This is a genomic window from Microbacterium sp. ZW T5_45, assembly GCF_044987415.1.
Taxonomy (GTDB): domain Bacteria; phylum Actinomycetota; class Actinomycetes; order Actinomycetales; family Microbacteriaceae; genus Microbacterium.
Genome location: NZ_JBJDRJ010000005.1, coordinates 70,421 through 89,720, shown reverse-complemented (window position 1 = coordinate 89,720; position 19,300 = coordinate 70,421). Strand labels below are relative to the sequence as shown.

Sequence of the window (19,300 nt, the reverse complement as noted above, 5' to 3'; positions counted from 1 at the left end):
GCATGCGTCCCCTAGCCGCTGTCGGAGACGACGAGGCCGACCGGTCGCGTCTCCGCACCCGCGCACTCACCGATCCGATCCGTGTCGGCGACGTACGCCGCTACGCGCGCGAGGTGCGATCGATCCTGCCGAAGCGGTTGGCCGCGGGGTCGCAGTACCTCGTGCTCATCGGCGTGATGCTCGCCTTCGTGACGATCATGATGATGTGGCCGATGGCGGACGACCTGTTCGCGGGTGACGTCGATCTCTCCGATCTCGGCATCGTCGCCATCGCACTGATCGCACCGCTCACGGTTCTGGCTCTCTGGGTGTGGGTGTTCGCGCGCGTCATCCGGCAGGACCGGCGACGCTATCGCCTTCATCGCCTCGCGGCGGACAACGGCTGGGAGTACGACCCGTGGCTGCCGTCCGGCGGCTATCGCGGCATGTACGCGATGCCGGGGGCAGAAGTGGACGTGTTCGACAGGACGGTGATCCCCGGGGATGCGTCGATCGAGATCGGCATCTACCGCGGGACGACGGGGAGCGGTCGCAGTCGGACCGTGCGGCAGACGGATTACGTGCGGGTGCAGCTGGGCGTCGCACTGCCGCACATTGTGCTCGACGCGCGAGCGAACGACCGTGCCTTCGGACGCACCAACCTGCCGATCGGCTTCACCTCCGATCAGCGCCTGATCCCGGAGGGGCCGTTCGCGGATGCGTTCCGTCTGTACTGCCCGCACGACTACGAGGTCGACGCGCTGTACCTGTTCCCGCCGGACGTGCTGGCCGTGATGCTCGACCACGCCCGCGATCTGGACGTGGAGATCATCGACGACATGCTCTATCTCTGCGCGCCGAAGGATCTGGTGGGCACGGACCCGCAGCGCTGGCGGTCGCTCCTCACCGCGGTCGAGGCGATCACGGCGAAGGCCCATCAGTGGCACGCCTGGCGCGACGATCACCTTCTGCCCGGTCCGGCGGGCCCGCTGGACCGTCCGCTCGGCGTCGCTCGCGCGGGTCGACGACTCCGTCAGCGCTTCGAATGGTGGTGGCTGCTCGCCGGCCTCGCGGTGCTCGGCCTCGGGCTGTACTCGATCATCTCCGACGTCGTGGGGTGGATACTCTCCCTCGGCTCGTGACACCACCCGGTCCCTGAGCGAGCGGAGCGAGACGAACGGCGCTCGGCGAGGAAGGTGCCACCTACGCGGGGTCGCCGTTGAGCATCCAGGCAATGCCGAAGCGGTCGACGAGCATCCCGAACAGGCCGCCCCACGGGGCGTTGTCCAGCGGCATGGTGATCGTCGCACCCTCGGAGAGCTTCTCCCACACTGCCTTCGTCGTCTCGGCGGAGGTGCCGCTCAGCGACACCGAGATGCCCTGCGGCTTCTCATAGGGCATCGAACTCGGCGTGTCGGATGCCATCAGCACGAGGCCGTCGGGCGTGGTCAGCTGCGCGTGCATCACGAGATCCGCTTCGCTCGGGTCCTGCACCATGCCGGGGAACTCCGAGAACACGTTCACGTCGAGCTCGCCGCCGAGCACGCTCTGATAGAAGTCCATCGCCGCGCGAGCGTCGGTGCGGAAGGAGAGATACGGGTTGAGATTCGCCATCGAAGACCCCCAGGGTGAGTGGAAGCGCGCGCTGTCCCCGCGCGCGCATGCTCAGTCTGCGCTCTGCGGAGCGGCAGCCGCAAGGGGCGGATCCAGCGCCCGCACCGCAGCCGTGAGCACCTGCGGAACCGTCGGCACGCCCTCGGCGCGGAACGCCTCGCTGCCGTCGGCGCGACGGATGATCACGGTCGGGGTGAAGCGGATGTCGAGCGCCTCTGCGGAATCCGGGTCCGACGCGACATCGATCTCGGTCAGCGATGCGTCGGGCAGGAACCGCACGGCGTCGGCGAGCACCGACCGGGTGCGCGCGCAGGCGCCGCAGAACGAAGAACTGACGAGCGTGAGCTCCACCGGCGCCTCCCTGATCGTGTCTGACCCTCCGTTACAACCGCGCGTCGGCGCCGCCTGTTCCCGAGGTCAGAAGACGGTGCGCTTGACCAGACCACGATTCGTGCGGATGTGCTCGTAATCCCACTGGATGTCGCGCCCCGCGGCCAGCCATGACGCGAGCGCATCGACGTCGACCTGATCGACGTCGGTGTACCGGGCCTCCGCGGCCTGGAACGACCCGGATGCCGTCAGACCGGGGAGGGCGAACGACTGACCGCTCCAGAACATCAGTCGCACGGCGTCCTTCAGCCGGTCGTAGCCGACGATCGGGTTGCCGTCGAGGAACCATACGGGGTGCGCATGCCACACCTTGCGCGAGGCCTCGGGGAGTGCGCGCTCGATCTCCCCGGCGAGCACGTCGCAGATCTCGCGGTCAGCGGGTGCGAGCGCGTCGTGATAGGCCACGATGTCATCGGGAAGGCTCATGACAGCGAGTATGCCGTGATCGGCATCCGCGCGCGAGGGTCAGTCCTGCGGCGTCGCCCGGGGGTGCAGAATGCCGGATGCCGCGCCCAGCGCCGCACCGACGAGGGTGTCGATCACCCGCTCCATGGCCACGTCCATCGAGCCGATCGTCCCGCTCGCGGCCCCGACCAGCATGAGCACGAGCGGGGTGATGAACACGAGGGCGAGCGCATAGTGACGCACGACGACGATCTCGATCGTGAACTGCAGCACACCCAGCAGCACCGCGAGCACGAGACCCGCGGGGTGCAGCAGGGCGAGCAGCGCGTAGAGCCCTGCGCCGACGACGGTGCCGAGCATCCGATGCAGCGCCCGTTCCACGGCGGCGCGGCGCGCGGCGGCGACACCGATCACCGCGACCGCCGATCCGACCAGCCAGTAGATCTTGGTCGGGTCGATGAGCAGGCCGAGCCCGGTGCCGACCACGGCGACGAGGACGACCCGCAGCAGCAGCATCCGTCCGTCCACCGTCAACGCCGGACCGGGCAGGATCTCGCGCACCGGTCGTGCGGTCTTGCCGCGCACCCAGGGGAGTACGAGAGGTGTGAGCGAGAGCAGGTACGAGAAGGCGCATCCCGCGCCGAGGGCGGCGAGATAGACCCCACCGTCGATCGCGCCGGTTCCGACGATGCTCGCGGACAGCCCGAACACCAGCACGAAGAACAGAGGACCGGGCGGACCGAGCCGGAATCCGTAGGCCAGCGCGGCGACGGCGATCGAGACGACGACGAGCCCGATGCTCGACAGCCACAGGTCGCCGGCGGCGAGGACGCCGAGCCCGGCGCAGGCGAGCAGTAGAGAGGCGACGATGGGCAGGGTCTTGGCGCGCTCGACGACCGGGAGCGCCCCGAGATGCAGGGCGGTGAAGGCACCTGATGCGGCGATGTAGCCGAGCGTCGGGCGCCCGGCGAGCGTCATCACGGCGATGGGGACGGCGATGCCGAGCGCGGCCTGCAGGGCGAGCTGCCAGCGCGGGCCCCGCGACGGGGCGAAAGCGAACAGACTCACCCGTCCATCCTCCCACTCCGCGGTGCGGCGCCCGGGGATAGCATGGCCGCGTGACTGACGTGCGCCCCGGTATCGCCGAACGACTGTCGAGGATGATCCAGCTGCCGACCGTCTCGGCGGAGCTCGAGGATCGCGGCAGCGAGCCCTTCGAGGCGTTCGTCGCCCTGATCGCCGAGCTGTACCCGTTCGTGCACGAGCGACTCGTGCTCGAGCGGCACACGGACTTCGGACTGCTGTTCCACTGGCGAGGCACGGGCACGGTGAGCGGTGGGCCCGCCGTGCTGATGGCGCACTACGACGTGGTCCCGGTCGATGAGAGCGATGCGTGGACGCATCCGCCGTTCGCCGGCGTGATCGAGGACGGCATCGTCTACGGGCGCGGTGCGCTCGATGACAAGGGTCCGCTCATCGTCGTGCTGGAAGCGGTGGAGAACCTGCTTGCCGCCGGCTTCACTCCCGCGCGCGACGTGTACCTCTCGTTCGGTGGGAACGAGGAGACCTACGGCCACGCCGCCGAGCGGATCGCCGGTGAGCTGCGAGACCGGGGGATCGTGCCGTGGATCGTCGTCGACGAGGGCGGGGCGGTGGTCGATGCTCCGCTGCCCTTCGTACCAGGGCGCGCCGCGATGATCGGCGTCGGCGAGAAGGGCGTCATGACCGTGACCCTCACCGCGCGTGGCGACGGAGGCCACGCATCGGCACCGCCCGCGCTCACCGCCGTCCGACGCGTCGCCCGCGCCGTCGACCGGCTCGGCCCCCGCACCTTCCGGCCTCGGGCGTCCGCCGCGATCGGACGGATGCTGACGCAGCTCTCCGCGCAGACACCAGGGCCCGCTCGTCACCTGCTGCGCCTGCTCGGGGCAGCACCTGTCGTCACGGCGCAGGTGTTCGCGGCGCTCGGGGGAGAGCCGGCCGCGCTCGTGCGCACGACGGTCGCCCCCACCATGCAATCCGGAGGGACGGCCGCGAACGTGCTCCCCTCACAGGCATCCGCCACCCTCAACCTGCGCATCGCACTGGGCGAGACGACGCAGCAGACCGCGCTGCGCATCCGTCGGAGGGTCGCCGATCCGCTCGTGAAGGTCACGGTGGTCGAAGCGAGCGAGCCGTCGCCCGAGTCACCCACCGACAACGAGCAGTTCGCGCTGCTCGCCCGGGCGCTCGAGACCTCGCATCCCGGGGTGCCTGCGGTGCCGTACGTGATGATGGCCGCCACCGACTCGCGGCACTTCCACCGCTTCTCGCCGGCGGTCTACCGCTTCGCGCCGCTGGACATGTCGAATGCGCAGCGGGCATCGATCCACGGTGTCGACGAGAACGTCGAGATCGCCGCCCTCGAGCGGGGGGAGCGGTTCCACCGGTCGCTGCTCGAAGGACTAGGGTGATCTCGCACCCCGTCGCTCCCGCACCGGGTCCCTCTCGCAGCGAGGAGTCGCGATGACGCGAAACCGCACTCTCGGCACTCTTGCCACCGTCGTCGGCTTCCTCGCCTTCGTCGAGTTCACCAGCGGGGTGCTGCAGGGCTACTACACGCCCATGCTCAGCGACATCGCCCGTCACCTGAGCATCCACGACGCGGACGTCAACTGGCTCGAGGGCACGCAGCTCATGCTCTCGGCACTCGTCGTCCCCGCGTTCGCGAAGCTGGGCGACATGGTCGGGCACAAGCGAATGCTGCTGATCTCGACGGCACTCACCGCCGCGGCCGCCTTGGTCCTGCCGTTCACGGACTCCTTCGCGCTGTTCCTCGTCGCGTGGACGCTCATGGGCTTCTACGTCGTGTGGTTGCCGCTCGAGATCGCGCTCATCTGGTCGCGCTCGCGCCGCATGGAGGGGCGGGCCTCGGTGACCGCGAAGGCCGCGGGTCTGCTCGTCGCCGCGCTGGAGGGCGGCGCGATCATCGGAGCGCTGGTCGGCGGAGCGCTCATCGACGCGCTGCCGCTGACCGTCGTGCTCCTCGTGCCGGCGCTGCTCATCGTCGTGTGCTTCTTCGTGATCCTGTTCGGCGTCGCTGAGTCGCCGGAGCCCACCGGCGGTGTCTTCGACACCGTGGGGCTGATCCTCATCTCGCTCGCCCTCGTCTGCTTCACGGGCGGGCTCAGCCTGCTGCGGCTCGAGGGTGGGCTGGTGAACCCGCTCTCCTGGGCGGTGGTGGTGCTCGGCATCCTGCTCGTCATCCCGTTCGTGCTCTGGGAGCTGCGCCGCGACGATCCGCTGATCGACGTGCGCATGTTCCGCTCGCCGGCCCTCGGACCGGTGTTCCTCACCGCGGGTCTGTTCGGGGTGAGCGTGCTGGGCGCGCAGGCGCCGCTGTCGACCTTCGCGCGCACCGACCCGGCGGTGAACGGATACGGACTCGGCACCACGGGCTTCGCCACCTCGCTCATCATCGGGATCTACCTCATCGCGATGATCGTCGGAGCGCTGCTCTTCCCGGTCATCGCCCGTGCGCTCACGCCGCGGATCACCCTGATGGGCGCCTCGCTGCTCGTCGGCGTCGGGTTCCTGCTGTTCCTGCCGTTCCACGACGCGTACGCCCAGGTGACCACGAACATGGTGGTCGTGGGTCTCGGCTCGGGCGCCCTGGTCGCGGCCCTCCCTGCGGCTGCGGCGTCCGCGGCCCCTTCGACTCAGACCGGAGTGGCGACCGGCCTCACGAACTCGGTCAAGACCGTCGGCGGGGCGATCGCATCGTGCGTGTTCGGCATCGCCCTGCTGCACGGGGTGGCGGGATCCGCCGCAGCCGAGAGCACGGCGGGCTCCCTCGCGGGATACGTCACGGTCTGGGTCGTGTGCGGCGTCACCGCGCTCGCCGCGGCGGTGCTGCTGCTGTTCGTGCCGAAGCAGGCCTTCACCGATCGGACGGCCGACAGCGCCGTCGCGGTCTGAGAGCGGGGCCCGGCAGTTCGCTGCCGGGCCCCGCCTGCATCAGTCGCCCTTCACGTTGACGAGCTGACGCAGCGTGTGCCGGATCCTCACCAGATCGGCGGCATCCGCCATCACGGTGTCGATCGGCTTGTACGCCTGCGGGATCTCGTCGATGAACGCGGCGGTGTCGCGGAACTCGATGCCCGTCATCGCCTCCCGCAGCTGGTCGTGGCTGAACGTCCTCCGGGCCGCAGAGCGCGAGTACTCGCGCCCTGCACCGTGCGGGGAGGAGTTCAGCGACACCGGGTTGCCGAGACCCTCCACGACGTAGGACGCGGTGCCCATCGACCCGGGGATGAGGCCGGGGCGGCCGGCATCCGCCTGGATCGCGCCCTTGCGCGACACCCAGACCTGCTTTCCGAAGTGCTTCTCCGACTCCGTGAAGTTGTGATGGCAGTTGATCCGCTCCTGCTCATCCACGGCGGATCCCAGGAACTCCGACACCTGCCGGATCACGCGATCCATCATCTCCTCGCGGTTGAGCAGCGCGAAGTGCTGCGCCCACCGCAGTTCGCGGATGTACGCCGTGAACTCGGGCGTGCCCTCGACGAGGTACGCCAGGTCGGGGTCGGGGAGGTCGATCCACCACTGCTTCGCGAGCCTCTGCGCGATGGCGATGTGGTGGCCGGCGATCCGGTTCCCGACACCACGCGACCCCGAGTGCAGGAACAGCCAGATCCGGTCGAGCTCGTCCGCCGAGACCTCGATGAAGTGGTTGCCCGAGCCGAGCGTGCCCAACTGCAGCCGCCAGTTCTTCGCGTAGGCCTCGGGGTCGACGCCGTTCTTCTCGGCGAGCGCCTCGAGCTCCGCGATCCGCGGAGCAGCGGTCGCGACGATCTTGTTGTTGTAGCGGCCGGCCGACAGCGGGATGGCGCGCTCGATCTGCTCGCGCAGCTCTGCGAGGTCGCGACCGGCGAGGTCGGCCGCCGAGAACTGCGTGCGGACGGCGATCATGCCGCAGCCGATGTCGACTCCGACGGCGGCGGGGATGATCGCGCCGAGCGTCGGGATCACCGATCCGACGGTCGCACCCTTGCCGAGGTGCGCGTCTGGCATCAGGGCCAGGTGCGGGTGGATGAACGGCATGCGTGCCGTGGTCTTCGCCTGATCGAGCGTCTTCTCGTCGATCAGCGATGCCCACGACAGCAGCCGTGCGGAGAGCCTCTCCATGGTTCCTTTCCTTCTCGTGGTCAGCCACAGGTCGGGAAATGGAGATGCCCCGGACCTGACGGTGCGGGGCATGAGGACAGCGGATGCTGCTACACGGCGCGCGCCGGAGGGTACGACTCGTTGCGGTCGTCGCGCTTCTGCTGAAGGGCTCCGACCGTGGCGAAGGGGAAGTTCCGCAGGGCGGTCATCTGTCGTCTCCTCGGCTGCATGCGGTGCCGGGCGGCACAGCCTTGCAACGATAGGGGAGCAGTGTCCGTTCCGTCAAGCACCGGCCGGCGGGTTGTGCATGAACTCGATCCGGATGCCGTCGGCGTCTTCGAGGAAGGAGGCGTAGTAGCGCGCCGTGTAACGCGGGTACTCCTTGGGATCACGCACCGCGGTCCACCCCGCCGCGAGGGAGAGATCGTGCAGGCGATCGACCTCTTCGCGCGAGGGCAGCGCGAAGGCGAGGTGCTGCCAGCCGATGCGGCCGTGCCGGTGCGGGGTCGTGTCGTCGTCCCAGGTGTAGATGATGATCTCGGTCTCGTCGCCGTTGTTCCAGGACGCGGAGTGGTGGTCCGCGCCACCGCGTTCGTAGCCGAGAGCGGTGAGGACGGGGTCGAATCGCGCCCGCCCCTGGTCGAGATCCGCGACGGTGATGCCCAGGTGATCGAGAAGCGCCATGTCCGTCAGTCTTGCAGTGGAGACAGCGCGGCACCAGTATCGGTCGCGTCGTGGGAACGCGAGAGCGGGTCCGTCGCTGGATGCGACGGACCCGCTCTCTTCGGGATTACTGCTGTGCGGCGCTGCGGCGCGCGATGACCACGCCTGCACCGGCGAGAAGCAGGATCATCGCCAGTGCCACGAGCGGCAGGACATCACCCGAACCCGTGGCGGGCAGACCCGTCGGAACCGGAGTCGGGGTAGGCGTCACGATGACCGGGTTCAGTGTGTAGCCCACATCGTACGTCGGGTCGTCGACCTCACCGGGGAGGGCGGAGTTCCGACCCGTTGCGGGAGTGGTGACCGGAACGCGCCCGGTCGTCTGGTCCGCGTTGGAGTCCACGCCAGCGCCGCCCTGGCCGGGAGGGGTGAGCGCGTACTGCTGTCCGTCGATCTCGACCGTGGTCGGGAACTCGAGGAAGTAGTCCGTGTTCGGCAGCAGGTCGGTGAAGACGTAGAAGCCGTTCTCATCCGTCGTGGTCGAGGCGACGAGGGTGCCATCGGCGTCGTACAGCTTCACGTCGATGCCGGCGATGGGGCTCTCACCCGGATCCTGCACGCCGTCACCGTCCACGTCCAGCCAGACGTAGTCGCCGATCGACACCGGGTTCGGGAAGAACCCGAAGTCCAGCGTGTCGTCGCGAGCACCGTCGACCGTGAGGTCTCCAGAGACCGCGGAGCCCGTGGACGAGTCCGTCTCACCGGTGCCCACCCCCGGCAGCGTGGGAACGAACCCGTCCGGCGGCGTCACCGTCACCGTGTAGGACTCTCCCGGCGGCAGCACCGGCAGACCGACGAAGGAGTACGAACCGTTCTCGTCGGTCGTCGCCGGTCCGACAGGATCGCCGAAGACGTCGGTGACCGGTTCGCCGTCGGGCCCGGTGATCGTCAGCGTGACTCCGGGGATGCCGGGCTCGCCCTCCTCCTGGACGCCGTCGCGGTCGGTGTCGAGCCAGACGAAGTCGCCGACCGACACGCTGGGGATCAGGTAGCCGACGTCGATGGTCGGATCGTCGGCCTCTCCTGGCGTCGCGGAGTTGTCACCCGTCGCAGGGGTGGTGAACGAGTAGCGCCCATCGGTTCCGGGGTTGGAATCGGCCGCTCTGTCGTCGCCGACACCCTGCTGGGTGAGCGGGTACGCGGTTCCGTCCACGATCACGGTGGTCGGGAACTGGATCGTGTAGTCCGCGGACGGCGTCAGAGAGGTGAAGACGTAGTAGCCGTCCGCATCGGTCGTGGTTCGTGCGATCTCGACACCCTCACCGTCGTAGAGGATGATCTCGACGCCGGCGATCGGCGCCTCGGTAGCGTCCTGGACGCCGTCGCGATCCGCGTCGATCCAGACATAGTCGCCAACGGATACCAGCACCGGTGGTGCGTAGCCGGCGTCGATGGTGGGCAGGTCGACCTCGCCAGGGAGAACCGAATTGTCGCCGTCGGTCGTGGTCGTGAACGTCACACGGCCGGTCGTGGGATCCGCATCGGAGTCCTCGGCATCGTCTCCGCCGAGGTCGGCGCCCGTGAGGGGAACCTGCTCGCCGTCGACCTCCACCGAGGTCGGGAACACGATCGAGTACTCGGTGTCCGCGACGAGATCGCCGAACGCGTAGAAGCCATCCGCATCCGTGGTCGTGCGGGCGACTTCGATGCCGTTGCTGTCGTAGAGGATCACCTCGACGCCGGAGATCGGCGTCTCGTCAGCATCCTGCGCTCCGTCACGATCGGCGTCGAACCACACGTAGTCGCCGACCGAGACCAGCGTCGGGACGAATCCGAAGTCGATCGAATGGTCGTTGATGCCGGCAGCAGGTGTGGTGATGGACGCGATGATCGTCCCGTCGTCACTCACCTCGCCGTTGCTGTCGATCCCACGATTCGTACCGACTCGATACTCGGTGGCGGTGTATCCGGAGAGGGGTCCGCCTTCCTCGAAGTCGGTCGGACGGTCGAGACGCACTTCGTATTCCGTGTCCGGAAGCAGGCCGTCCGCGGTGTCGAACCAGTACTCGCCGTTCGCGTCGGTCACGGCGGTCGCGACGAGCTCGCCATCGGCGTCGTACAGGCCCACCTGCACTCCGGCGATGCCACCCTCGTTCGCATCCTGGACGCCGTCCTGATCCAGATCCGACCAGATCCGGTTGCCGATCTGCTGCGTCTGCTCCAGCACCAGCGCCTCGACGTCTGCCAGGCCCATCGACTTCACGAAGTCGGTGGTGACGACGACACCCCGGTCGTAACTGCCATCGGTGGAGTCCCAGGACCGGAGGCCGTTGGTGTTGAACACGTTGCTGGGATCGACGGCGTTGCCCACGATCGTCCCGCTGCCGGGCACCGTAGTGATGCCGGAGAACGCGGCCTGGTTGTGGCCGGCCCCGTTGTCGTTGAAGTCGTGGACCGGGTTGGCGAAGTCGAGGCTCGTGGCGTCAGCGGGGAGCGCGATGATGTCACCCGTCGCGACGACCATGCCGTAGGACGGTCCTCCGCTGGTCTTGTTGCCGAGGTACAGACCGGATCCGTACTGGTCTCCGCCTCGATCGCGGAAGCTGAGGATCAGCTGGCCGTCCTCGAGGAACTCGATGTCGCCGAGCATCGGCTGAGGAACCACGAACTGGGAGCCGATGCCCTGAGCGGGCACGTTCAAGCCATCGTCGACGCAGTTCTGCGGGACGGTGTCCGTCCACTCGCGCCAGTCCACAAGGTTGCAGTCGCCGAGCACACCGAATCCGGGCCCGGTCTGACCGGCGCGGGGAACGGTCGCGCTGACGTCGCCTTCACGCGTGCTCACCGGCGCGGTGCTCAGCGTTCCGTCGCTCGCTCGCTCGTACTCGAGGACGAAGGCCCGCAGGTCGCTGCCGCAGACCGCGCCGACGAACAGGCTGGTGCCGCGCTCGGCGAGGCCCATCGGTGCCCAGTCGCTCACGCAGTCCGCGGGAGCGGGAACGTTCAGGGTCTGGATGGGCTGCGGGTCGAGTGCGTCCTGCACGGGGTACACGACCAGCGACTTCTCGTTGAGGTTGACCGCGGTGATGAACCGGTTGTCATCGGTCACCTCGACGTCGCCCAGTGATTCGCGACCGACGACGGTGCGGAACGCATAGTCCTGCTGGACCAGGCCGTTTCCGGGGACGACGGGGCCCATGTCGTGCGCGGTGTCACCGGCATTGGCGACCGTGGCGTAGGTCTCCCAGTCGCCGCTCACCGTGTTGACACGGTAGATCGCCCCGGAGCCGCCAGGGCCGTAGAGAGATCCGCGCTTCGCGTATGCGCCGATGTAGAGGTCGAGATTCTCGTCATCGATGCCGACGCCGTAGACGGCACCGAGCTCGCTGCGCGAGGTGAGCGCTGTCACGCCACCGGTCAGGTCGTAATTGACGGTGTAGACCTCGGGGGAGCCGCTGTTGGGGCGCCAGACGTCATCGGGCTGGACGGCTGAGAAGATCCGCGCGCCCTCCACTCCGAGCGTGCTGTAGTCGACGTAGCCGATCGAGAGCACGGCATCTGCGCCGTCGCGGACGTCGACGAATGACACCGCGGGGGCGAACTCCGGCTCGGCGTGCTCCTCAGAGATCTGGGCCTCGCTGTATGTGGCAGGGGAGGGATTGACGACCTCGATGCGATAGCGCCCGCCGACCAGCGTGTTCTCCGCTTCGGTGAGCGTCGCGACACCATTCGGATCCGTCGTCACCGTGATCGATCCGCCGGCTGCGTCGTACACACGGACGTCGACGTCGGGGAGGGCGACGTCGAGAGCGTCGCGCTCTTTGTTCACGTTCACGTCCTTGACGACCGTGACGGAGATCGTGCCGTCACCGGTCGCTGCGACCGCCGGGCTCACCCCCGCCACTGCGAGCAGGGTCGCCGTCATCGCACCGACGGCACCTCCTGCGATGAGCTTTCTCACAGAGCACTCCTGTTCGATCGACGCTCTCGAGCCACAGGCGGCACCGCACCGTCGCTGAATGGAGCCGCGAGAGCAACTGGGCCTGGGTGCCCAGCATTCTGAAGCTATCGGCATGCTAGATACATCGGAATTCCCATGTTCCGCCCGCAGTCGGCGCTCGCGCGTTTCGCCCCTTCGTGCTCGATCGGCCACGTCTTCTGCGATGCCCGTGATCATGCGGCTGCCGCGGGGATCGGGTGGGGGTGCGCTCGTGGGTCGGTGGCGATCTCGGGGCCGAGTACTTCTTCAGGACGAGCGTTGCGTCTGACCCCCGGCGGGGGTCGGGGTGAGGGAGTCCGTCTGGAGGATCAGTGCGCTGCGTGGTATTCCGACTCGCCGCGCTTCCAGTAGCCCTTCACGACGGCCTGTGCGGGATCGACTCCCCAGCGTTCGAGAAGCGCACGCCCCGGCTTGACGATCGACTGCTCAGCCGCGATGAAGACGAACGGATCGTCACCCACGGCATCCGTCGGCGTGAGCGACTCGAGGAAGGCGATCAGCGCCGAGCCCGAAGGCCTTGACCCGCGGTGCAGCCACTCGACCTCGACCGGAGTGTCGATGTCGATCTCGCGACCCGATGAGACCGTCTCGATCACGATCCGGGCAGGGATTCCCGACGGGATCTGCCCGGCGAAGCGACGGATGGCGGGGATCGCGGTCTCATCGCCGATCAGCAGCCAGGAACCGGGGGCGCCGGTGAGCACCGCCGAGCCGCGGGGGCCGCCCACACCGATCGACGACCCGAGAGGCGCCGTCGCCGCCCACGGGGCGGCGACGCCCTGGTCGCCGTGCACCGCGAACTCGACATCGAGCCAGTCATCGCCCCAGGCCAGCGGGGTGTACTCGCGGCTGGGGGACGCGCGCAGCTCCTCGATCGAGCCGGGCGTCGACTCGGGGAAGAACAGTCGCATGTGGTCGTCCGCCCCGGGGGAGTCGAACTCGGCGAGATCCGATCCCGACAGGCGCACGCGGACGTAGTCCGGGGCCAGCCATTCCCTGGCCGTCATGGTGACGGTGCGGAAGCGCAGATCGAGCCCGCGGCGCTCGATGCGGAAACCGGATTTCGTATCGCTCATAAAGTAAGGCTAACCTAAATGCGATGGCTCCGGCTCGGACCGGATGCCGCCCGCAGCGCCCCGTGTGCGCATCGTCCCGCAGAACAGGAGTCTCTCCATGTCCATGCCCAGAATCCTCACCGCGACGAGCATCGGTCTCGCCTTGATCCTCGCCCTCGCCGGCTGTGCCTCCACTCCGGCCGCGAGCCCGACAGAGGACTCCACCGCCTCCGATGACTACTATCCGGTCACCGTCACGGACCTCGCCGGCAACGAGGTCACCATCGAGAGCGCCGAGAGCGTCGCGATCACCGACAACCGCTTCTTCCAGCTCGCCGCCGACTGGGACCTCCCCGTCACGGTGGCGCCGCGGGATCTGTTCAGCCCGAACAACCCGCTGAAGGAGGACTCCGACATCCTCAACATCGGCACGCACGGCGAGCCGGACTTCGAGCAGATCGTCGCCGCCGACCCCGACCTCGTCATCAACGGCTACCGCTTCAGCAGCGAGGAGAACGCACAGGGAGTCCAGGACGCCGCTCCCGACGCGGCATTCATCGACATGACGGGCCCCGTGGACCAGTCGGCCGACGAGTACGTCGTCGAGAGCATCACCCTGCTCGGCGAGGTGTTCGACCGGAAGGAGGAGGCCGACGCGCTGATCGAGGAGTTCCACTCCTCCGTCGACGCGGCGAAGAACGCCTACGACCCGGCGAAGACCGTCATGGGCCTGGTGACCTCCGGCGGAGAGATCAACTACTCGAATCCGACCGACGGACGCGGTGCGAGCATCTTCTTCAGCCTGCTCGACTTGACCCCGGCGCTCGACGCCGCAGGATCGACCGATCACACCGGTGACAGCGTCTCGCTCGAAGCACTTGCACAGGCGAATGCCGACTACTTCCTAGTGCTCGACCGCGATGCCGCCGTGTCGGAGGTGGGGCAGACCGTCGTCCCCGCGCTCGAGTTGATCACCGGATCGGCTGCCCTCGCGAACGTGCCCGCCGTGCAGAACGAGGCGATCTCCGTGATGCCGGCCGACTACTACCTCACCGAGGACGTCTTCGCCTACATCGCCGTGCTCGACGGCCTGACGGAGCTGTTCTCCTCGAAGTGACGCTCTGATCCGCAGCCGCATCGCCGCCCCTGACCGTGTCGCGTTCCGGGGCGGCGACGCCTGCACGAGGGAACGACCATGACTTCAGCGACGCCTTCCGGCCCGGCATCCGCACCGCGCCGGGTGACGAACGTCGACGCACTCGCCTCTGCGCGCCCTGGCACGAGGAGGACCCGTGCGTGGACGCTGCCCGTGGCGATCCTGCTCACCGTGGGAGTGATCGCGATCTCGATCCTCACCGGCGTGGTCGACATCACCGCCGCGACGGGGCAGGGCGGCGAGTTCCTCTGGATCACCCGGGTGCCTCGGACCGCCGCCCTCGTGCTCGCCGGGGCCAGCATGGCGATGGCGGGCCTGGTGATGCAGCTGATGACGCAGAACCGGTTCGTCGAGCCCACAACGGTGGGCACCACGGAGTGGGCGGGACTGGGTCTCCTGCTGACCTACATCGTGCTGCCGGCATCCGGTCTCATCACCAAGATGGTCGTCGCGATCGTCTTCGCCTTCGCCGGAACGCTCGTGTTCTTCGCCTTCCTGCGGAAGGTGACCCTCAAGTCCTCGCTCATCGTGCCCATCGTCGGCATCATGCTCGGTGCCGTGGTGAGCGCGTTCTCGACCTTCCTCGCGCTGCGCTTCAATCTGCTGCAGGTGATCGGCGGATGGTTCATGGGCCGTTTCACCGGGATCGAGATCGGTCGCTACGAGCCGCTCTGGATCGTGCTGTTCGTCGCGATAGCGGTCATGGTCGCGGCTGACAGGTTCACCGCCGCGGGCCTCGGCAAGGACATCGCCACGAACATCGGTCTGCACTACGAACGGGTCGTGCTGCTCGGCGTCGGCCTCGTGGCGATGACGACCGGCGTGGTGACCGTGATCGTCGGCGCGCTGCCGTTCCTCGGACTGATCGTGCCGAACCTCGTGTCGATGGTGCGCGGAGACGATCTCCGCTCGAACCTGCCGTGGGTGTTCCTCACCGGGATCTGGATCGTGACGGTGTGCGACCTCATCGGCCGGACCATCATCATGCCTTTCGAAGTGCCGATCTCGCTCGTGCTCGGCGTCGTCGGATCGGCGGTCTTCATCGCCATGCTGCTGCGCACCCGGAGGAGGACCGTTGTCCGCTGACACGATCGCTCGCAGCTCTGGGCCGTTCACGACCCCGACGCACCGCGCCCGCTATCGGCTCGTCCTCACCGGCCTCGTGATCGGTGCCCTCGTGCTGACCGCACTGCTGCTCACCTGGGGCAACTCCTACGAGCTGTTCAGCGAGAGATGGTGGCGCATCTCCCACATGCGCGTCTCGGGGATCATCGTCATCGCGCTCGTCACCTTCTGTCAGGCCTTCGCCACCGTGACGTTCCAGACCACGACGAACAACCGCATCATCACGCCGTCGATCATGGGCTTCGAGTCGCTCTATGTGCTCATCCAGACGACGATCGTGTTCCTCTTTGGTGCGGCCGGGATGGTGTCGCTGCCACCCTTCGCCCGATTCCTGCTGCAGTCCGCGCTCATGGTGCTGTTCGCGATCCTGCTGTACTCCTGGCTGCTCTCGGGCCGCTTCGGCAACCTGCACGTGATGCTGCTGATCGGCATCATCATCGGCACCGGCATGGGCGCGCTGTCGACGTTCCTGCAGCAGATGCTGGACCCCAACGAGTTCGACGTGCTCGCGGCGAAGCTGTTCGGCAGCATCGGCAACGCGGACACCGACTTCCTCTGGTTCGTCATCCCGGTGTGCGCGGTCGCCGGCGGCATGATCTGGGTGCTGGCGCGACGACTGGATCTGCTGGGGCTCGGTCGGGACATCAGCACCAACCTCGGACTCGATCACAAGCGCCAGACCATGCTGATGCTCACGCTGGTGTCGGTGCTCATGGCGATGAGCACATCGCTCATCGGGCCGATGACCTTCCTCGGGTTCCTCGTCGCGACGCTCGCCTACGCGATCACCGACACCTACGACCACCGCCGGATCCTCCCGGTGGCCTGGCTGCTCGGCTTCGTCACCCTGGCGCTGGCGTACTTCCTGCTCCGCCACGTGTTCCCGCTCGTCGATGCGGTGACCATCATCGTCGAGCTGATCGGCGGCCTCGTCTTCCTGTTCGTCATCCTCCGAAAGGGACGTCTGTGATCCGCATCCGGAATGTCGTCCAGCGCTACAGCGACGACGTCGAGATCGGCCCGGTGTCGATCGATCTGCCCGCGGGCGGCATCGTGGCGCTGATCGGCCCGAACGGCGCCGGCAAGTCCACGCTGCTCACCATGATGGGCAGGCTCCTGGAGCCCGACGAGGGCACCATCGAGATCGGGGGAGTGGACGTGCACCGCGTCCCCTCGAAGCAGGTCGCCAGGATCGTCTCGATCCTCCGTCAGGAGAATCACTTCGTCACCCGGCTCACCGTGCGCCAGTTGGTCGGCTTCGGTCGGTACCCGCACAGCGGAGGGCGGCTCACGCAGAAGGACGAGGACAAGATCTCCGAAGCGATCGACTTCCTCGGGCTCACCGAACTCGAGCAGCGCTTCCTCGACGAGCTCTCCGGCGGCCAGCGCCAGCGCGCCTACGTCGCCATGGTGCTGGCGCAGGACACCGACTACGTGCTGCTCGACGAACCGCTGAACAACCTCGACATGCGTCATGCGGTGCAGATGATGAAGCACCTGCGCCGGGCGAGCACGGAGCTCGGCCGTACGATCGTGATCGTGCTGCACGACATCAACTTCGCCGGCCACTACGCCGATCACATCTGCGCGATGAAGGACGGTGCCGTCGTCGAGTTCGGGATGCCCGGCGAGATCATGACGGATGCCGTGCTGTCGCGTGTCTTCGACACCGAGGTGCAGGTGGTGGACGGCCCCTCAGGGCCGCTCGCGGTCTACTACTGACGGGCCGGCGCGCGCTCAGAGCTCGATGCCGTGGTCCTCGTCGTTGACCCCGCTGTTGTGGCCCTGGCGCGATTCGAAGCCGAGGAACCAGCCGAACCACACGATCACCGCGAGCAGTACGCCGAGCCACACGTTCTCGAAGATCAGGCCGATCACGACGCCGAGGACGAGGAGGCCGGCCGAGACGGCGACGCGGATGCCGGTGCGAGGGGTGGCGGACATGTGATCCACCCTAGCGTCGGCACGGCGACGCGCTTCGGTCAGCGGTTTCGATGGTCCTCCGGTGCGAGCCGAGGCCCGCGTCGCGCCTCACGCACTCCGCTGGCGGCGATCAGCCGGATGACGCGCTGCCGATGCCCGGCCCAGGGAGCGAGGAGCTCCAGCATCCCCGCGTCGTCGGTGCGGTGCCCGGTGAGCGCGTGGCCGACCTCGTGAGCGAGGTGGTAGTCGCCGACGCTGACGGCGTCGGGATCGCCGAGAGAGCGGATCCTCGTCTCTGCCGAGGTCCACGCTCCGATGCCGGGTAGGCTCGTCAGCACGCGATCGCGTGCCGCGCCGTCCTCGGCGCGCAGCACGGCATGCTCGATGCGGTCGCCCCGGGCGGCTGAGGTGACGATCGTCTTCGACTGGGGCGGCTCGACGCCGGCGCGGTGCCACGCCCACGAGGGGATGCTCCGCCACGTCTCGGGAGGCGGAGCCGCGTGCATGGCCCGAGGCGTCGGACCGGGTGCTCTCTCGCCATAGGAGGAGACGAGCACGCGCCAGGCGCGGAAGGCCTGCATGCCCGTGACCTTCTGCTCGAGGATCGCGCACGCGAGCGCGTCGAACACCTGTCCCGTGCGCGGCATCCGCAGACCGGGGTTGCGGTGCGCGGCGTCCGCGATGAGGGGGTGACCCGAGGGGTCGAATCCCGAGGGGTCGTCAGCGGCTCCGCACAGCTCGGGGACGGTCGCGAGCGCCTCTTCAGCGCCCGCACCCCAGGCACTGGCCCTGATCTCGCCGGACACTTCGCGCAGGGCGAGGGTCGCGGCGCCGTGGGCGGTGCGCACGGCGCGCCAGATCACCGGACCGTCGGACACCATCGTGGGATCGCCCGGGCCTCGGCGTAGCATTCCGACCGTGCGATGCAGCGAGAGCGGCGCACTCGGCCGGTAGACCGTGTCCAGGACCCGGACGGATGCAGCATCCGAGGTGGTCGCGGGAGACGTCATGCGCCCACCCTACGTCGGGTGTCCGACAGCGGGCGCGGACGGTCTCAGAACCTGTCGGTCTCAGAAGCGGTCGGGCGACGGGGTGCCGTGGCCGTAGCGGATCACGACGTCGGCGTGCCGGTCGAAGCGGTAACCGATGCCGCGCACCGTGCGCACGATGTCCTCGTAGCGGCCGAGCTTGGCGCGCAGACGCCGAACGTGCACGTCGATCGTGCGCTCACCGGGCGTCTCGTCGTCCTGGGCCTGCCACAGCGCCGACACGAGCTCGCTGCGCTCGATCGTGCGACCCTCACGGAGCACGAGGTACTGCAGCAGCTCGAACTCCTTGTAGGTGAACGCTGCGGACTCGCCGTCGATGAGCACGCGCTTGCGGGAGATGTCGACGACCACGCCACCCTCGGTGTCGGTCGCCTCCTCCTCGGCGGCGGCCTTGGTGCGTGCGATCGCGCCCGGCTCCTGGAGAGCGAGGCGGACGACGTCGAGGTCGCGTCCGCCGGAGCCGTGCGGTGCGAGGGCGACAGTGGCGTGGGTCTCCGCGCCGGGTGCGAGTTCGGCGAGCGTGCGGCGCAGGGCGTCGACGAGCAGCGGAAGGCTGACGCCCGCCTCAGCGGCCTTGATCTCGTCGAGTCCGACGTAGAGGGCGAAGCCGCGAGGGGATCGGACGGCGGGGAGATCGGCGGTCAGAGCGCCTGCGTTCTGTGCGGCGGCGGTGGAGGGACGCTCGAGAAGTGCGGTGTTCGACATGATGATGAAGTCCTCAGGACGTGAGCCGGGGGCTCTGATGCGTTGCATGAATGACCGGTCGGGCCGGGAGCGAGCACGGGGGTGGATGCTC

The 19,300-nt window shown here is 68.3% G+C and carries 18 protein-coding genes; 7 read left to right on the top strand and 11 right to left on the bottom strand.

The window, feature by feature from the left end; genetic code table 11:
* The first annotated feature begins 2 nt into the window (after positions 1-2).
* Positions 3-1,121 carry a hypothetical protein gene (locus ACI3KS_RS03820; protein ID WP_404915373.1) on the top strand — a complete coding sequence of 373 codons (1,119 nt, stop codon included), beginning with the start codon at positions 3-5 and terminating at the stop codon, positions 1,119-1,121.
* Between the two features lie 61 nt (positions 1,122-1,182).
* Here the strand turns inward: ACI3KS_RS03820 and ACI3KS_RS03815 are convergent, their stop codons facing one another.
* From ACI3KS_RS03815 to ACI3KS_RS03800, 4 genes are all read right to left on the bottom strand, one after another.
* On the bottom strand, positions 1,183-1,593 hold the full coding sequence (locus tag ACI3KS_RS03815; RefSeq protein WP_404915371.1) for a VOC family protein: 411 nt from the start codon (positions 1,591-1,593) through the stop codon (positions 1,183-1,185).
* 51 nt (positions 1,594-1,644) lie between these two features.
* Positions 1,645-1,944 (bottom strand): thioredoxin domain-containing protein, encoded by a 300-nt coding sequence (locus ACI3KS_RS03810; RefSeq protein ID WP_404915369.1) that lies wholly within the window; start codon positions 1,942-1,944, stop codon positions 1,645-1,647.
* 66 nt (positions 1,945-2,010) lie between these two features.
* Positions 2,011-2,409 (bottom strand): DUF1801 domain-containing protein, encoded by a 399-nt coding sequence (locus ACI3KS_RS03805; RefSeq protein WP_404915367.1) that lies wholly within the window; start codon positions 2,407-2,409, stop codon positions 2,011-2,013.
* A gap of 39 nt (positions 2,410-2,448) precedes the next feature.
* On the bottom strand, positions 2,449-3,456 hold the full coding sequence (locus ACI3KS_RS03800; RefSeq protein WP_404915365.1) for an FUSC family protein: 1,008 nt from the start codon (positions 3,454-3,456) through the stop codon (positions 2,449-2,451).
* A gap of 50 nt (positions 3,457-3,506) precedes the next feature.
* On the opposite strand from ACI3KS_RS03800, the gene ACI3KS_RS03795 reads away from it, so the two are divergent.
* Together ACI3KS_RS03795 and ACI3KS_RS03790 are read left to right on the top strand one after the other, a co-directional pair.
* Positions 3,507-4,841, top strand: a complete 1,335-nt coding sequence (locus tag ACI3KS_RS03795) for a M20/M25/M40 family metallo-hydrolase (protein WP_404915363.1) — start codon at positions 3,507-3,509, stop codon at positions 4,839-4,841.
* 52 nt (positions 4,842-4,893) lie between these two features.
* Positions 4,894-6,345 (top strand): MFS transporter, encoded by a 1,452-nt coding sequence (locus ACI3KS_RS03790; RefSeq protein ID WP_404915361.1) that lies wholly within the window; start codon positions 4,894-4,896, stop codon positions 6,343-6,345.
* 39 nt (positions 6,346-6,384) lie between these two features.
* Here ACI3KS_RS03790 and ACI3KS_RS03785 read toward each other — a convergent pair whose 3' ends face one another.
* The 4 genes from ACI3KS_RS03785 to ACI3KS_RS03770 form a co-directional block, all read right to left on the bottom strand.
* Positions 6,385-7,554, bottom strand: a complete 1,170-nt coding sequence (locus ACI3KS_RS03785) for an RtcB family protein (protein WP_404915359.1) — start codon at positions 7,552-7,554, stop codon at positions 6,385-6,387.
* A 261-nt stretch (positions 7,555-7,815) separates the two neighbouring features.
* On the bottom strand, positions 7,816-8,217 hold the full coding sequence (locus ACI3KS_RS03780; RefSeq protein WP_404915357.1) for a VOC family protein: 402 nt from the start codon (positions 8,215-8,217) through the stop codon (positions 7,816-7,818).
* Between the two features lie 106 nt (positions 8,218-8,323).
* The gene (locus tag ACI3KS_RS03775; protein ID WP_404915355.1) at positions 8,324-12,157 is read right to left on the bottom strand and encodes an SdrD B-like domain-containing protein; all 3,834 of its coding nucleotides are present in this window, start codon (positions 12,155-12,157) and stop codon (positions 8,324-8,326) included.
* Positions 12,158-12,504: 347 nt separating this feature from the next.
* On the bottom strand, positions 12,505-13,272 hold the full coding sequence (locus ACI3KS_RS03770) for a siderophore-interacting protein (RefSeq protein ID WP_404915353.1): 768 nt from the start codon (positions 13,270-13,272) through the stop codon (positions 12,505-12,507).
* Positions 13,273-13,369: 97 nt separating this feature from the next.
* On the opposite strand from ACI3KS_RS03770, the gene ACI3KS_RS03765 reads away from it, so the two are divergent.
* From ACI3KS_RS03765 to ACI3KS_RS03750, 4 genes are all read left to right on the top strand, one after another.
* A complete protein-coding gene (locus ACI3KS_RS03765; RefSeq protein ID WP_404915351.1) occupies positions 13,370-14,368 on the top strand; it encodes an ABC transporter substrate-binding protein in 999 nt (332 codons plus the stop codon).
* A gap of 78 nt (positions 14,369-14,446) precedes the next feature.
* Positions 14,447-15,493: an ABC transporter permease gene (locus tag ACI3KS_RS03760; protein WP_404915349.1), complete on the top strand. Its 1,047-nt coding sequence runs from the start codon at positions 14,447-14,449 to the stop codon at positions 15,491-15,493.
* Complete coding sequence (locus ACI3KS_RS03755; RefSeq protein WP_404915347.1) at positions 15,483-16,502, top strand: iron chelate uptake ABC transporter family permease subunit; 1,020 nt, start codon at positions 15,483-15,485, stop codon at positions 16,500-16,502. The genes ACI3KS_RS03760 and ACI3KS_RS03755 overlap by 11 nt, the downstream gene beginning before the upstream one ends.
* The gene (locus ACI3KS_RS03750; RefSeq protein WP_404915345.1) at positions 16,499-17,254 is read left to right on the top strand and encodes an ABC transporter ATP-binding protein; all 756 of its coding nucleotides are present in this window, start codon (positions 16,499-16,501) and stop codon (positions 17,252-17,254) included. The genes ACI3KS_RS03755 and ACI3KS_RS03750 overlap by 4 nt, the downstream gene beginning before the upstream one ends.
* 15 nt (positions 17,255-17,269) lie before the next feature.
* Here ACI3KS_RS03750 and ACI3KS_RS03745 read toward each other — a convergent pair whose 3' ends face one another.
* From ACI3KS_RS03745 to ACI3KS_RS03735, 3 genes are read right to left on the bottom strand one after another with little or no spacing between them, the layout of a single operon-like run.
* Positions 17,270-17,476: a hypothetical protein gene (locus ACI3KS_RS03745; RefSeq protein ID WP_404915343.1), complete on the bottom strand. Its 207-nt coding sequence runs from the start codon at positions 17,474-17,476 to the stop codon at positions 17,270-17,272.
* 38 nt (positions 17,477-17,514) lie between these two features.
* The gene (locus ACI3KS_RS03740) at positions 17,515-18,465 is read right to left on the bottom strand and encodes a DNA-3-methyladenine glycosylase family protein (protein WP_404915341.1); all 951 of its coding nucleotides are present in this window, start codon (positions 18,463-18,465) and stop codon (positions 17,515-17,517) included.
* Between the two features lie 60 nt (positions 18,466-18,525).
* Positions 18,526-19,209 (bottom strand): winged helix-turn-helix domain-containing protein, encoded by a 684-nt coding sequence (locus ACI3KS_RS03735; RefSeq protein ID WP_404915339.1) that lies wholly within the window; start codon positions 19,207-19,209, stop codon positions 18,526-18,528.
* Positions 19,210-19,300: the final 91 nt, after the last annotated feature.